The sequence below is a fragment of the Acinetobacter sp. YH12064 genome, from assembly GCF_013419735.1.
GTDB classification, from domain to species: Bacteria; Pseudomonadota; Gammaproteobacteria; order Pseudomonadales; family Moraxellaceae; genus Acinetobacter; species Acinetobacter amyesii.
This window is the reverse complement of sequence record NZ_VOZP01000003.1, coordinates 111,418-126,315: the sequence shown is the minus strand read 5'-3', so window position 1 is coordinate 126,315 and position 14,898 is coordinate 111,418. Positions and strand designations below refer to the sequence as shown.

At 41.7% G+C, this 14,898-nt stretch carries 14 protein-coding genes; 7 read left to right on the top strand and 7 right to left on the bottom strand.

Going from position 1 to position 14,898, the window contains the following annotated elements:
* Window positions 1–58: 58 nt before the first annotated feature.
* The 3 genes from FTU13_RS03935 to FTU13_RS03925 form a co-directional block, all read right to left on the bottom strand.
* The gene (locus tag FTU13_RS03935) at window positions 59–1,069 is read right to left on the bottom strand and encodes a triacylglycerol lipase (RefSeq protein ID WP_180126897.1); all 1,011 of its coding nucleotides are present in this window, start codon (window positions 1,067–1,069) and stop codon (window positions 59–61) included.
* 368 nt (window positions 1,070–1,437) lie between these two features.
* Window positions 1,438–2,418, bottom strand: a complete 981-nt coding sequence (locus tag FTU13_RS03930; protein WP_180126895.1) for a triacylglycerol lipase — start codon at window positions 2,416–2,418, stop codon at window positions 1,438–1,440.
* Between the two features lie 42 nt (window positions 2,419–2,460).
* Complete coding sequence (locus FTU13_RS03925; protein WP_180126893.1) at window positions 2,461–3,489, bottom strand: lipase secretion chaperone; 1,029 nt, start codon at window positions 3,487–3,489, stop codon at window positions 2,461–2,463.
* Between the two features lie 153 nt (window positions 3,490–3,642).
* Between FTU13_RS03925 and truB the strand changes: the two genes are divergently transcribed.
* The 3 genes from truB to FTU13_RS03910 all read left to right on the top strand — a co-directional run bounded on the left by truB (window position 3,643) and on the right by FTU13_RS03910 (window position 5,948).
* The gene (gene truB / locus FTU13_RS03920) at window positions 3,643–4,551 is read left to right on the top strand and encodes a tRNA pseudouridine(55) synthase TruB (protein ID WP_180127033.1); all 909 of its coding nucleotides are present in this window, start codon (window positions 3,643–3,645) and stop codon (window positions 4,549–4,551) included.
* 26 nt (window positions 4,552–4,577) lie between these two features.
* Window positions 4,578–5,351: a TSUP family transporter gene (locus FTU13_RS03915; protein WP_180121399.1), complete on the top strand. Its 774-nt coding sequence runs from the start codon at window positions 4,578–4,580 to the stop codon at window positions 5,349–5,351.
* 135 nt (window positions 5,352–5,486) lie between these two features.
* Window positions 5,487–5,948, top strand: a complete 462-nt coding sequence (locus FTU13_RS03910; RefSeq protein WP_180126891.1) for a hemerythrin domain-containing protein — start codon at window positions 5,487–5,489, stop codon at window positions 5,946–5,948.
* 85 nt (window positions 5,949–6,033) lie between these two features.
* Here the strand turns inward: FTU13_RS03910 and FTU13_RS03905 are convergent, their stop codons facing one another.
* The 3 genes from FTU13_RS03905 to serA form a co-directional block, all read right to left on the bottom strand.
* The gene (locus FTU13_RS03905; protein WP_180126889.1) at window positions 6,034–6,912 is read right to left on the bottom strand and encodes a DMT family transporter; all 879 of its coding nucleotides are present in this window, start codon (window positions 6,910–6,912) and stop codon (window positions 6,034–6,036) included.
* A 220-nt stretch (window positions 6,913–7,132) separates the two neighbouring features.
* Window positions 7,133–8,002 carry an EamA family transporter gene (locus FTU13_RS03900; protein ID WP_180126886.1) on the bottom strand — a complete coding sequence of 290 codons (870 nt, stop codon included), beginning with the start codon at window positions 8,000–8,002 and terminating at the stop codon, window positions 7,133–7,135.
* 117 nt (window positions 8,003–8,119) lie between these two features.
* The gene (gene serA / locus FTU13_RS03895) at window positions 8,120–9,352 is read right to left on the bottom strand and encodes a phosphoglycerate dehydrogenase (RefSeq protein WP_180021554.1); all 1,233 of its coding nucleotides are present in this window, start codon (window positions 9,350–9,352) and stop codon (window positions 8,120–8,122) included.
* Between the two features lie 373 nt (window positions 9,353–9,725).
* Between serA and FTU13_RS03890 the strand changes: the two genes are divergently transcribed.
* The 4 genes from FTU13_RS03890 to FTU13_RS03875 all read left to right on the top strand — a co-directional run bounded on the left by FTU13_RS03890 (window position 9,726) and on the right by FTU13_RS03875 (window position 14,404).
* Window positions 9,726–11,135: an FAD-binding oxidoreductase gene (locus tag FTU13_RS03890; protein WP_078189543.1), complete on the top strand. Its 1,410-nt coding sequence runs from the start codon at window positions 9,726–9,728 to the stop codon at window positions 11,133–11,135.
* 192 nt (window positions 11,136–11,327) lie between these two features.
* Entirely contained in the window at window positions 11,328–11,699 is a 372-nt protein-coding gene (locus FTU13_RS03885) for a hypothetical protein (RefSeq protein WP_180106875.1), read from the top strand.
* A gap of 343 nt (window positions 11,700–12,042) precedes the next feature.
* Window positions 12,043–12,924, top strand: a complete 882-nt coding sequence (locus FTU13_RS03880) for a pirin family protein (protein WP_180127031.1) — start codon at window positions 12,043–12,045, stop codon at window positions 12,922–12,924.
* Window positions 12,925–13,174: 250 nt separating this feature from the next.
* Window positions 13,175–14,404, top strand: a complete 1,230-nt coding sequence (locus FTU13_RS03875; protein WP_078189336.1) for an MFS transporter — start codon at window positions 13,175–13,177, stop codon at window positions 14,402–14,404.
* 79 nt (window positions 14,405–14,483) lie between these two features.
* Here FTU13_RS03875 and FTU13_RS03870 read toward each other — a convergent pair whose 3' ends face one another.
* A complete protein-coding gene (locus FTU13_RS03870) occupies window positions 14,484–14,783 on the bottom strand; it encodes a DUF3817 domain-containing protein (RefSeq protein WP_078189335.1) in 300 nt (99 codons plus the stop codon).
* Between the last annotated feature and the right edge of the window lie 115 nt (window positions 14,784–14,898).

Here is a 14,898-nt window from a genome sequence, read left to right as displayed (position 1 = left end):
TAAAAGCAAATAAGAGGGCCGAAGCCCCCTTATTGCATTTAAATTTCAACGATAAGAATTAAAGTCCTTGCAGTTTTAAACGGTTTGCATGTTGACGGTACAGCGCCACAGGATCTTGTGCAAATAGACCTGTTAAGCCGAACATCATATTGGCTAAATCGGTATGGTTAAGTTTGTAACTGTCATTAATGACTTTACCGATATAAGCACTACAACGTGCAACCATACCGTCATTGTCTTTATTGCCATAAGACAATGGCCCGAGTTGCATTAGGATCGTGTCGATATCAAGTAGATTTGTGGTTTGCGCAACACCGGTCCATGAATAGTATTGAATGCCTTTGCTGTCGACTTGCTTTAAGTTCTTACTGCAATTTTCTGAAGATGCCAAAACACCGTCAGCTACAGCAGATTTTGCAACCGTACTGTTAAATGCAGCAGAACCTGTTTGTGATAATGATTTCATAGAAGCATCGAAATCAATTTCAAGCTCAGGTTTTGCCTGACCTAAAGCAATCAGTGGGCCGACAATATAATCACCTAAAATATTGAAGGCAGTACGAGAAAGTGAGTTGCCTTGAATATCATCCGCTACTTTAGAGCCGTGATAGGTACCTGCAACACCTGTAATAGACGCAATGTACTGTGGTTTTGTTTGAGCAACATACAATACAGTTGGACCACCATGAGAGTGGCCGATTAAGTTAAGTTTTGGCTTCCCTGTAATAGCCAAAACATCTTCAACTTGTGCAATTAACTGCTCACCACGATGTGCTGTAGTATTTGCAGGAGATAATTGCGCTGCGAATACGGTTGAGCCATTTCGTGCCATATCTGGCAAGATTTGGTACCAATAATCCAGTCCAATGGTGTCGGTACCGATACGTGACCAACCGAGCCAACCATGCACCATTAAAATTGGATATTTGGTTTTTGCGTAGTCAGATTTTGCCGTTTCCTTCACCTGGAGGACGCTAGGCGCAGCTTGAGTGCTTGCCGATATACTCATCGCTAAGCTTGCAATTGCAGCTACAGAGGCCATCTTGGCCGTGTTTACTAAAGATCGCATAAATGTTCCTTGATCTGATGTTGTTTTTATTACTTTTTAATAATGAAAATACTCTCTGTTTTTAAGTAACATCTTTGTGATTGGCCAAGCCATATCTTTGATTTTAGAGAGTTTGAATAGACAAAGATGCCTTGTCATTTTTTCATGCTCGGTTTGAAATTCCATGTCATTTTAGGACATGGACGGCATTGAGGTGACAAGTATATTTATATACATTCGTCTTTTATTTTTGCTATTTATTTTAGTTGTTATCATTTAATAACTTATTGAATTAAATTGTTTAATGCGTACAAATAAAAAAATTGTAAACAAGAAAGGACGTCCAAAGACGTCCTGTTCAGTGCTGAAAGGGAGCCAACTTTTTGAAGTTACAGTCCCTGTAATTTTAAACGATTGGCATGTTGGCGGTAGAGCGCAACTGGGTCAGGTGAAAATAGGCTGCGTAGACCAAAGACCATATTCACTTCATCTAAGTGGTTGTGATTGTAGTCATCACGGATTACTTGTCCGATGTGGGTGCTACAGCGTCCAACCAAACCGTCATTGTCACGATTTCCATAGGCCAAAGGGGCAAGCTGACTAATCACTGTATCTAGTACATCTAATAGATTCGTGGTTTGTGCTGTACCTGTCCATGAGTAGTAATACACGCCATTGTCGACTTTGGCACCCGACTGATTACAGTTCGCAGCCAGTGCTGCGGTTGGAAATTTTGCATTAAATTCAGCAGAACCTTTTTCACTGATCGCGGTAAGTGATGCATCAACACTGTTGGGTAGACTCGAGTTGCCTTCAGCCCAAGTAATAATCGGTGCTAAGAGTTGATCGCCAAGGACCCCAAAGACTGAATTAATGGTTTTATTCGCTTGGATTTTATCTGCGACTAGAGAGCCACGATAAGTGCCTGCAACCCCAGTCACCGAAGCCACATATTCAGGTTTGATCGCTGCAATGTAGCGAGTTGTCGGTCCACCATGTGAATGACCAATGAGGTTCACTTTGGGTTGGCCGGTCAGAGCAAGAACTTCTTCGACTTGAGAGAGCAATTGCTCACCACGGACTTCTGTCGACTCTAGCGGTGAAACTTGGGCAGCAAAGGTATTGGCCCCATTACGAGCTAAATCTGGCAAAATTTGATAAAAATAATCCATGCCAAAGCTGTCAAAACCAATGCGAGTAAACCCGAACATACCATGGGTAAACACAATCGGATATTTGGTCTTGGCATAGTTTGCCGAGCTGTTGGCGGTGACATGTTGGAGTCCTGCCGCCGCTTGGGATTGTGTGCTGGCGATCGCTGCTGATGTAGCGATGATTGCGCATAAAAGAGCTTGTGGTTTTTTCATCATTTCATCCTGAAATTGAGGTTGTTTTTAAATTGTTGTTTGCAGTTATTCTGCGAAAGGTAATTTTCCACCTTGATCATGCACAGATTCAAAGGTACTGACGCGGAGCTGATCTTCCTTCGATTTAAAATGTTGATTACGGAGTTGCTGCACCGCTTGTTGTTTCGCACTGTCACTCATATTGCTTTTCACAATGCTGTCACGCTCTGTGAGGTATTGATTTACGCTAGATTTCCAAGAGCTGCGCTGGCTGTCTAGATTTTCAAGGCGCTGAGTAGCTTCTGGACCCACTAAATTTAACCGCATTTGATGGATTTCTTCGCTTGAACCACCACGGGCTTTAATGTCTGCTGTGAGCTTGCGTAAATCTTCAAGTTTATTGATTTGTTCCAGATTTTCTTTCCAATCTTCTGGGAGTTCATCAAACAGGGCTTTTAGTTTTTTGGCTTTTTCTGATTCAGATAGTTTTTTGTCATTTACTACTTCCATCCGTTTCAGCGTGTATTCGTGATAAGTATTTTCCTTGCCAAATAAACCTTCAATTTCATAATCAGAAAAGAACTGTTTTCTTAAATTCTGGGTGCTGCTGTAGATCGAGCGATAGTATTGTGGTGATTCTTTGTCGTCGCTTGGTGGCTGTAAATGACCTAACTGTTCACGATATTTCATATAACGATCCCACAAATCATAAATTTGGGACAGCGCAGGTTCTTTATGACCTTGTGCAATGTAGGCTTTAAAATCCTTTTTAATTTGATCTAACGACTTTTCACCATACTGAGTAATGAAATATTCAAAGCAATTCCGTGTTTGTTCATTCACGATCAAACGGTTTGAACCATCCATACTGATTTGACAGTTAACTTCCGTGTCTTGTTGACTTGGACTGAGCAGCGAAGAACCGCTTGTTGCTTGAGCCGTAGCGGTTTCGCCCTGAGCTAAAGGCGTATTTTGTTGTTGAATCGATTGATCTGAAGGATCATTTTGTGATGCTTTTGGCGCAAGCCAATATATGAATGCAGCAACTGCGATAACGACCAAGGCTATGATGAGCCAAAGTTTATTTTTTTGCATATCCCAATGCACCTTTATTCCGTTTTTAATTGTTCTAGAGTTCTAAATGCGAACTCAATATGACATAAAATGCAGATAAAAACATAGAAAAGTTGTAAACGCTTAGCATGGATTGATACCATGGCGCAGTTCTCTTTTTGCCCTATTTTAGTCATGAAAAAAGCTTCTCCTAAGATTCAGCGTCGTCCTGTACATGGTGTATTTTTATTAAATAAGCCTTTGGGCATTAGCTCGAATGCTGCATTACAAAAAGTGCGTTGGTTGTATCGAGCACAAAAAGCAGGACATACAGGTGCGCTAGATCCATTAGCCTCAGGTTTATTACCAATTTGCTTAGGTGAAGCAACAAAGTTTTCGCATTTTTTATTGGATTCGACTAAACGTTATAAAACCACCGTCTTTTTAGGACACAGTACCACGACGGGTGATGTGGAAGGTGAAGTACTATTAGAGCAAGCTGTTCCAACATTGACTGAAGAAAATATTCAAAATGTCTTGGCGCAATTTGTAGGGGATATTCAACAAATTCCACCCATGTATTCGGCATTGAAAAAAGAAGGTCGCCCGCTGTACGAGTTGGCGCGTAAAGGCATAGAAATTGAGCGTGAAGCACGTCCAATTTCGATTTATGCCATCGAGTTATTATCATTTAATGAGAATAGTATTACACTCGACATCACCTGTTCCAAAGGCACATATATTCGTGTTTTAGGCGAAGATATTGCCAAAGCATTGGGTACTTTTGGACATTTGACCTATCTACACCGTACGCAAACAGGGCATTTTGATCTCAATCCAACTTACACTATTGAATATTTAGAGAGTCTGACCGAAGCTGAGCGTGAAGCATTATTGCTGCCGGTGTATTCGCCTGTCGATCATTTCTGCAAAGTGCAAGCGCCGGAAGGTCGAGCTGAATATTTTAGTCGTGGAATGGAAAGTAATATTGAGCATGCTGCGGAAGCGCAGGTTTTGGTATTTGAAGGTGAGCGTTGCTTAGGTCTAGCGGAAATTACCGATCGTAAGCGCTTAGTACCAAAACGTGTATTAAATCTTGAATAGTCATTAACAGCCACTGAAGCCAAATTATGGAAATTGAAATCATCTTAAGCCTGCTATTTTTTGCATTTTTTGCTGGTGCAATTGATGCAGCTGTTGGCGGTGGCGGACTGATTCAAATTCCTGCCATTATGAATGCCATGCCGCACTTATCTCCAGCGACCGTATTTGGCACTAATAAGTTGTCTTCGATTTTTGGTACAGCGTCAGCTTCCTATTCTTTTTTACGCCAAGTCAAACTCCGTTGGAAATTACTTGCGGTCATTGCAAGCTGTGCATTTGTTGCCTCCTTTGTGGGAGCAGCCTGTGTATCAATGATTCCAAAAGAAGTCTTACGTCCTTTCGTTTTGGTCATGTTGATCGTGATTGCGATTTATACCTTTGCCAAAAAACAATTTGGTCAGGTGCATGTACGCCAAGAACTGACTCCTAAAATCCTCGGTTTTGCCGCTATTGGTAGTCTGGTGATTGGCTTTTATGATGGCATCTTTGGACCTGGCACTGGCAGTTTCTTTATTTTCTTTTTTATTCGTTATCTACAAGCAGACTTTTTACATGCCTCTGCTTTGTCAAAAGTCGCCAACTTAACCACAAATCTAGCTGCACTGAGTTTTTTTGCGCCCACTGGCCATGTGTTATTTGCGATAGGCTTAATGATGGCTGTAGCAAATATTTTAGGCTCGATCGTTGGTGTGCGTGCGGCAATTAAATACGGTAGTGGCTTTATTCGAATTCTATTTTTGATTTTGGTGAGTATTTTGATTATACGGTTGGGTTATCAAACCTTTACGGGACAAGCTTAAAACAAATCTTAACAGAGCGTTGCTGAATTCTGTCGCTGAAATGATTAGTATGAAAATAAGCGACTCGTTTGAGTTGTGGATAATAATTAAATTGCATAATACACAATTAGCTAAGCATCAGAGGTCATCACTACAATGAATATATTTGAAGCTTTACGCCAAAGTCATGAAAAGCAACGAGAACTTGTTGAAAAACTCATTCAAACATCAGGGGATACACCTGAGCGTCGAGATTTATTTGAGCTGCTCAAAAATGAGTTATTTGCTCATGCTGTTGGCGAAGATCGTTATTTTTACATCCCGTTAATGATGACTGATTCAGGCCTAAACATCACCCGTCATGCATTGGCGGAACATCATGAGATGGATGAATTATTAGAGCAACTGACGGAAACTGAATTTAGTAATCCAGGTTGGTTGGCAATTGCGAAAAAGTTATCTGAAACGGTACATCATCATTTGCAGGAAGAAGAACATGGCTTTTTTCAGCAAGCAGGTAAAATCTTAGATGAAAAACAAAAGGAAAGTTTAGCCAAACAATATTTGGCGGAATATAAGAAATACAAGAAAGCAGATAAAGACAGTTTGACGGGATAAACGCAAGTGAAGCCTGAAGACGAATGCAAAATCAAAAAAAAGACGGCAGAGGCCGTCTTTTTGTTTCAACTATAAATATAAAAATTTAGTCTGATCCGCTAGTCGTTGTAGTGCGAGAGGAGCGCATTGTCACCCCGACCGAGGCAAGCATAATACACACCAAAGCAAGCCATTGCCCTATATTAATGCGTTCCCCCAATACCACCATACCCGTAATGGCTGCCAAAGCAGGTGAGATACTCGACAATGTGCCATAACTCAGTTTGCTTAGAATCTTCAACGCTTTGAGGTCAAGGGCATAAGGTATGGCTGTAGCTAAAATCGCAATCAACAAGGCTTTAGGCCAATATTGCGTATCCAATAAAGCTGATGCGTTGTTATAGAGGCCGATGGGTAATAAGGTCAATGCCGATAAACTAATGGCGATGGTCAGTGCATGCATACCAATATTTTGGTGTACCACTTTTTGTCCAAAGTAAATATAGAATGCCCAACATAGCCCCGCAGTTAAGGCACAAGCTGCTCCAAATATTGAGAAATTACCACTTTGAGCTTGCCCCCAAGGTACCATCAACGCAATCCCTAAGATCGCCAAAAACACCCAAATATAGTCACTACGATTTTTAATCGACAGCAGTGCCAAACCTAGCGGCCCAATAAACTCGAGTCCTACGGCAATGCCTTGAGGGAGTTTGCCCAGTGACATATAGAACAAGACATTCATGAGGCACAGTGCTGCGCTATAGCAGAGCAGATCACGCCATTTTAAAAACGACAGTCGTTTTAAAATGTGCCATGAACGAAACATTAAGCAGATAATAATTGAAGCAAAACAGAGACGTAAAATGGTCACACTGAGTGGATCAAGCACCAAAAATAATTGCTTGGCGAATGATGCACTGATTTGATAGGAGATCATGGAAAGTACCATGAAAACGACTGCTAATAATTGTGAGTTTGGCATGCGGCACGCTGTGGTGGGGGGAACAAAGTACCCCAATTTTTAATTCTGCTCAGTATAGCGGTTAATATTGAATTATTGATGACTTTTCAGAGGCAGAAATGCAATTTGCAGGTTTTGAATTTAAAAAAATTGAATATAAAAAATCGTCTTTAAATCGCCACCATTTTTAAATTCAAAATAAAAAATGGAGATATTTTCAAAAGATTAAGGCGGTTTGAATTTAAATTGATTTGGCCTTTTGCGTGGTATAAGTACAGCCAATCGAAGCACTGATTATCACTGCCAATGCCAACCATTGTGTCCATAACAATTGTTCATGCAAAAAGATAAAACCCGAGAGAGCGGCAACAGCGGGTTCCAAACTCATGAGTGTACCGAAACTCAGCGCAGTCATGTTACGTAGCGCAATCATTTCTAGAGTAAAAGGTAAAGCACTAGCTAAGGTCGCAAGTGCAATAAAATACAGCAGACTACTTGGCTCAAACGCCTCTACCGGCATACCTGCAAAGATTGCGATGGGTATCAGAACACACATGCCGACGAACATGCCTAAGCAAACGGTATGATTGCCTGAGACCCCTGATGGTTTTTGACCTGCCACGATATAGAGTGCCCAACACGCACCTGCACCGAGGGCAAGCAAGATCCCAATTGGGTCAAGTCGTTGTACAGCTTGGTCAAAAGGAAAAAGTAGGATAAGGCCTAAAATAGCCAGTCCGACCCAAATAAAATCAAATTTTCGGCGTGCAGCAAATAGTGCGACACTGAGCGGACCAATAAATTCAAAAGAGACGGCAATGCCGAGAGGTAGGCGATCAATGGACAAGTAAAACAGCATATTCATGCCTGCAAGCGCACAGCCATAGCTGATAATTGCAGACCATTTGACTTGTTTAAAATTGATTTGCCAAATTTTAAAGATAATCGCCAAGATTAATGCACCAAGCAGTAAACGCATCGCGGATACGGTCAGGATGGGAAACTGACCAAACAGGTACTTAGCGAACGAACCACTGCTTTGCATACTGATCATTGCAATAAGCAAGATCAGTGGTGCTTGTAGAGCAGGGGTAATTTTAAAATTTGGCATAGACTAAATTTGTTTCGATGACTCGAATAGCGGGAGATTGGCAAAAGCCAGATTTTAAAAGTCTACTACAATAAAAAAACCACAGCCCGAAGGCTGTGGCTTCAGTGTCTAATTAAATTAGAACAATACGCGAACGCGGATGGTACCTTCAACTTCGTGAAGAGTATCCAAAGCTTCTTTAGATGCAGTTGCATCAACGTCCATCACAAGATAACCCACATCGCCTTTGGTCATTAAAGACTGACCAGAGATGTTGATACCGTGTTCAGCAAACAAGTTGTTGATTTTTGAAAGAACGCCTGGCACGTTTTTGTGGATATGAAGTAAACGGTGTTTGCCTTCAGTCAACGGTAACGCGATTTCTGGGAAGTTCACTGCAGATAAAGTCATACCTTTATCAGAGTAAGCAACGAATTTTTCAGCCACTTCTAGACCGATGTTCGCTTGCGCTTCCATGGTTGAACCACCCACGTGAGGAGTCAAAATCACGTTGTCTAAGCCACGAAGTGGAGAAACGAATTCTTCACCGTTTGCTTTAGGTTCTTTAGGGAATACGTCTACAGCCGCACCAGCAATATGACCAGATTTGATTGCATCAGCAAGATCTTCAATGATTACACATGTACCACGTGCAGCATTGAGGAAGATTGCGCCTTCTTTCATTTGAGCAAATTGCTCTTTACCGAAGAAGTTGCGAGTTGATGGAACGTCTGGAACGTGTAGAGATACGACGTCTGCATTGGCAAGAAGTTCACCCATAGAACCGACTTGACGTGCATTACCCATTGGAAGTTTAGTTACAGCATCGTAATAAATTACGTGCATACCTAAACTTTCAGCAAGTACAGAAAGTTGCGAGCCAATCGAACCGTAACCAACAATACCTAAAGTTTTACCACGAGTTTCAAATGAACCAACTGCAGACTTGTTCCAACCACCACGGTGAGTTGAAGCAGATTTTGCAGGAACACCACGAAGTAATAGAATCGCTTCAGCAAGTACTAGTTCAGCAACTGAACGCGTATTTGAGTATGGTGCGTTAAATACTGGAATACCGCGAATCATTGCAGCATTTAAGTTCACTTGGTTTGTACCGATACAGAAACAACCCACAGCAATCAGTTTGTTCGCCGCTTCAAAAACTTCTTCAGTTAATTGAGTACGTGAACGAATACCAATGAAGTGAGCATCTTTAACCGCTTCTTTCAACGCTTCACCCTCAAGCGCAGTTTTACGGTAGTCAATGTTGGTGTATCCAGCAGCATTTAGAGTGTCGATTGCGTTTTGGTGAACGCCTTCTAACAACAAGAAACGAATTTTATCTTTAGGTAAAGAAAGATGTTGGCTCATTACGGCTCCGCTACAAAGGCCAAATTTAGTGCGCATATAATAGCATAGGAAGTCGCCTGATATACATTTCCTTTATGACTGACGTCATGGCTATTTTGGCGAATGATGAGTCAATATTTTTTAGATTTGGTCTAATTAACTTGGTCATATTTCTCGTGACATTTTGAAATCACGTTTTTCTTTGGGTTTTGTCAAAAAAAGCCCAGTTATAGCTTATAATGGTGCCGCTCAAAATCATCATGACCAATTTCCTGACATTTTGATGCGCTCTGTTTCAGGCTTTTTCCCTTGAAATATGCGTTACCGCAGTTTTGACTGAATGAAGTCTGGACCTTTAAAAAAACTTGTTTACTTCTTGCAAGGTCTGAAAACGATGAATGCTCCAGTCGCTTTAACCCCAGAGTTATTGACCCAATTGACCGCTATTGTTGGCGAAAGCCGAATTAAAACCGATGCGGATAGTCTCCAAAATTGGGGTCGTGACCATACTAAGCACTTCGATCCAAATCCGTCGGTCGTCGTTTTCCCTTCAAGCACAGAACAAGTTCAACAAATTGTTAAGCTGGCAAACCAATTTAATGTAGCGATTACCCCAAGTGGCGGCCGTACTGGTTTATCTGCGGGTGCTGTAGCTGCCAACGGTGAAATCGTGGTGAGCATGGACAAGATGAACCAAATCTTGGAATTCTTCCCAGCTGACCGTATGGTTCGCGTACAAGCAGGCGTGGTGACTGAACAACTTCAGAACTATGCTGAAGAACAAGGCATGTACTACCCCGTTGATTTTGCATCTTCAGGTTCATCTCAAATTGGCGGCAACATTGGTACCAATGCGGGTGGTATTAAAGTTATCAAATACGGCATGACTCGTAACTGGGTGTTGGGCATGACTGTGGTTACTGGTAAAGGTGACATCCTGCGCTTGAACAAAGGCATGATCAAAAACGCGACGGGTTATGCACTTCAACACTTATTTATTGGTGGTGAAGGGACTTTGGGCCTCGTGACGGAAGCTGAAATCAAACTTGAACGCCAACCCCATGACTTACAAGTGTTGGTGCTTGGTGTCCCTGATTTTGATGCGATTATGCCTGTTCTGCATGCCTTCCAAAAGAAAATCGACCTGACTGCATTTGAGTTCTTTGGTGAACTTGCGATGCAAAAAGTATTGGACAATGGTCATGTGCAACGTCCGTTTGAAACACCATGTCCGTTCTATGTATTACTTGAGTTTGAAGCACCATTTGAACCGATCATGGATGCGGCAATGGAAATCTTTGAACATTGCATGGAACAAGGTTGGGTACTGGATGGCGTGATGAGCCAAAGCTTAGACCAAGTACATAGCTTATGGCGTTTACGCGAAGACATTTCAGAGTCAATCGCACCGTTCACACCATACAAAAATGACATCTCAGTTCTGATTACACATGTGCCTGCATTTATTAAAGAAATTGATGCAATTGTGGAAGCGAACTACCCAGACTTTGAAATTTGCTGGTTCGGTCATATTGGTGATGGTAACTTGCACTTAAATATTTTGAAACCTGCGGATTTAAGTAAAGATGAATTCTTTGCAAAATGCCAAGTGGTAAACAAATACGTATTTGAAACTGTGAAAAAATATGACGGTTCAATTTCAGCAGAACATGGCGTAGGTATGACTAAGAAGCCTTACCTCGATTACACACGTTCAGCAGAAGAAATCGAATATATGAAAGCATTGAAAAAAGTATTCGATCCAAATGCAATTATGAACCCAGGTAAATTGTTCGATCTTTAATTTTTTAAAGACGTACTAGAACGCATCTTCGGGTGCGTTTTTTTATGGCTATAGCACGCCTTTTTAGCCGCACATGGATGAGAGAGCGCACGTTGATTTTGTGGACTGGACTACTTCTTTTACATTGCTTAAATAGTGTTTTGGACAAATGTTCGGCATGATAGGTCTGAATAATAAATTTGAGTTGCTTCTATGTATCGTTTAATTGCTGTGTCTGCATTGTGTGTGGGGATGTTGGCGGGTTGTGCGACAACGCAGAAAATTGTGTCTAAAGTCGGTTCTTCTGCAACGCCACTCGATCAGGTATTAAAAGAACGTCCTGATTTGCGTAAAGAGCTGTCGACTGTGGAAATTCGTCAGTACTTTAACCGTGTTGAGTCGCCAAATGCGGGGCAGGTGAAAGTGACGGAAACAGGTTTGATGGATGATTCGGTGAAATCGGTTCGTACCATTTATAGTTTTAGATTGGTGGATGGTAACTGGGAGCGTGTAAATACGCAAAAGGAATATCAGTGCCAACGTGGTAAAAATACCAAGACTTTCCAATCGGCGAAGTGTCCTTAAATTATAAAAAGTTAAGGTCTAAATTTCTTATTAAATATTCAGCATGACGGGGTCCTTTCATTTTAAATTCGATGATTGGAGCTCGTATCTACTTTTGTTTCGGCAAAAGTAGCAAAACCATCTTTCATCCCAAAACTCGTCAAATACCATCTTCAATTGTGTAGGTCGCAGAAACTTTACATATTGAATGTGTCCTGACTCGGACAGTTGCGGATGAGTTTCCGCGTATCTTAATTTTCATCCTAAACATAGAATATTCAATCCTAAAAATTTTCTCGTGAGTTCGTATAGTTTTTAATAATATAAAACCGAATTCAAATCATGATCAGATTTCAAATTTATGATGAAAACCCTCGCTTTTATTCATGTTAATGACTCAGGTTCACCCGTGGGTGACTTTGCACCAGTGACTTCAGTATTTTCCCATTATGAGTTGGGCAATACCGTTTCGCCGTTTTTATTGCTCGACCATTTAGGGCCTGGAGTACTGCAACCAACCAAACTGAAAAAAGGCGTATTGGAACATCCACATCGAGGCTTTGAAACCGTCACCTTGGTGTTTAAAGGTGAACTTGAACATCATGATACGACTGGCGGCGGTGGTGTCATTGGTGAGGGAGATGTACAGTGGATGACTGCAGCTTCAGGCATACAACACGAAGAAGTTTTTAGCCAAGCCTTTGCACAGCGGGGCGGAGCATTTGAAATATTGCAATTGTGGGTCAATTTACCTGCTAAAGATAAAATGAATCCTGCACGCTATCAGAGCTTAACCAAAGCCAGTATTCCAAAGGTCAATTTAGCCCAAGATGCCGGTTATGTACGGATCATTGCAGGGCAATATTTAACGGCCCACGGCCCTGCAGAGACACATACACCCATGCAAGTATTTGATGTCTTTGTCAGTGCCAATCAAAGTATCACACTACCTGCACAAGAAGGGGATACCACACTTGTGTATTTACGCTCAGGCAAACTGAAATTTACTGAAACAGATGAACAGTTAAATGCACAGCATATGGCAGTCATGTCGAGCCAAGGTGAAAATGTCGAATTGACGGCAGTCGAAGATAGCCACATATTGTATTTATCGGCGCAGCCTTTAAATGAACCCATCTATGGGCGAGGCTATTTTGTGATGAATCATTTTGCAGAAGTCATGCAAGCCTATGAGGACCTAAAACAAGGTCGCTTTATCCAAAAAGCAGACAATGAAAAGCCATAAAAGTGGCTAGATAAAAAGACCAATACAACGCCAGCAAACACTGTTAAAATAGTCGGACTCAAACCGACAGATCGGTTCGTTGAAGTTCATTTTATCTCTATCTAGCGTCTTGTGAATACGATGCACATATGGCGGATACGCCGAAAATTCATTTTTAAAATTAATATTACAATGCTCGTCATTGGGCTGAAGTGTCTCTCCCTATTTGTCATTTCAAGCTCGACAGCACACATTTGATATGTAGATAACAATGCAAAACGTACAAACCACAAAATTAAGTCGTGCCACCTTAATGTTTCCCTTGGCATTGGTTTTATTTGAATTTTCTGTCTATATCGGAAACGACTTAGTCCAACCCGCCATGCTTGCAATTACCCAAGAGTTTGGTGTGAGTAGTGCATGGGCACCCTCGTCGATGTCATTTTACTTATTGGGAGGTGCTTGTGTCGCTGCGATATTAGGACCCTTGTCAGATCGATTAGGCCGTAAAAAAGTCTTGTTGGGTGGTGTGGCATTCTTTAGCTTATGCTGTTTAGCGATATTGCTCACACATAATATCGAAAGCTTTTTAACGTTGCGTTTTTTACAAGGTTTTGGCTTGTCGGTTATTTCAGCCGTGGGCTATGCTGCTGTTCAGGAAACTTTTGAAGAGCGAGATGCCATCAAAGTCATGGCGATCATGGCCAATATCTCACTACTGGCACCACTGATCGGCCCCGTCCTCGGTGCTTTTATGATTGATCATGTGTCATGGCATTGGGGCTTTATTGGAATCGCATTTTTATCTTTTCTGAGTTGGTTTGGTTTAAAAGCCAAGATGCCGACTCAACACATCAGCATCCCCAAGCAACCGGTGGGTTATATCATTGATGACTTTAAACAGGTGTTAAAAAACAAGCGCTTTTTGGCACTGACACTGGGTCTACCGATGGTGGCAATGCCACTGATGCTGTGGATTGCGCTATCTCCAGTCATATTGGTGGAGCAGCTTGGACTGAGTAGTATGCAATACGGCATGGCACAGTTTCCTGTTTTGGGCGGGCTGATCCTCGGTAATATTGTCCTGATTAAAATCATCGACAAATTGCCTCTAGGTCAGTCTGTGATGATCGGGCTACCGCTGATGTTACTCGGAACGAGCCTCGTGGTGATTGGGACGATGACTGAAAGTTATTTTCTGACCTTTCTCATTCTCGGCATGAGTTTGGTCAGTTTTGGTGAAGGGATTAGCTTTTCTGTGCTCTATCGTTTTGCCTTAATGTCGTCTGAAATGTCGAAGGGCACAGTGGCTGCGGCAGTGTCTGTGATCATGATGCTGACGTTCTTTGCCGTGATCGAAATCGTGCGCGTGCTGTATGAAAACTTTGGCCTTTGGGCCTATAGTTTGGCAGGATTTACCCTCATTATCTTGTGGTTCAGCCTACCACGCTTGGTGGTGCGAGATATTATGCGACAGCGTAAATTGACGGGTGAATTTTAAATTTGAGTTCATGCCATCATAGAAAAAGCCCAATGCTGTGTAGAACAACATTGGGCTTTTTTATTTGCTCTATACCGTCTTAATTTGATGTTGCCGGTTGTTCTGCATTTTTTAATTTGCGATCGAAAATGAACGGGCCAAAAGGCAAAATCGATGCAATCAGGCCCATTAGAAATACGCTAAGCGACCATTTTTGCTTTTCACAGACCACAAATAGCACCACCAAGAAGGCAATAAACAAGACGCCATGTCCCATACCGACGTATTTGACCAATATTGGATTATCCATCAGGTATTTCATTGGCATAGCAATGAACAACAATAATAAAAAGGAGATGCCTTCGAGTAGGCCTACAAAGCGTAAGGTCTTGATATTCATGCGAAGTCTAAATTCAAAGTGATTTCAGCCTTGAGTGTACCTGAAAGCACAGCAGGAACGAAGCGTTCCTGTTGAAATAATTGATTCGCATATTGAATCTAAGTAAATGTTTTTT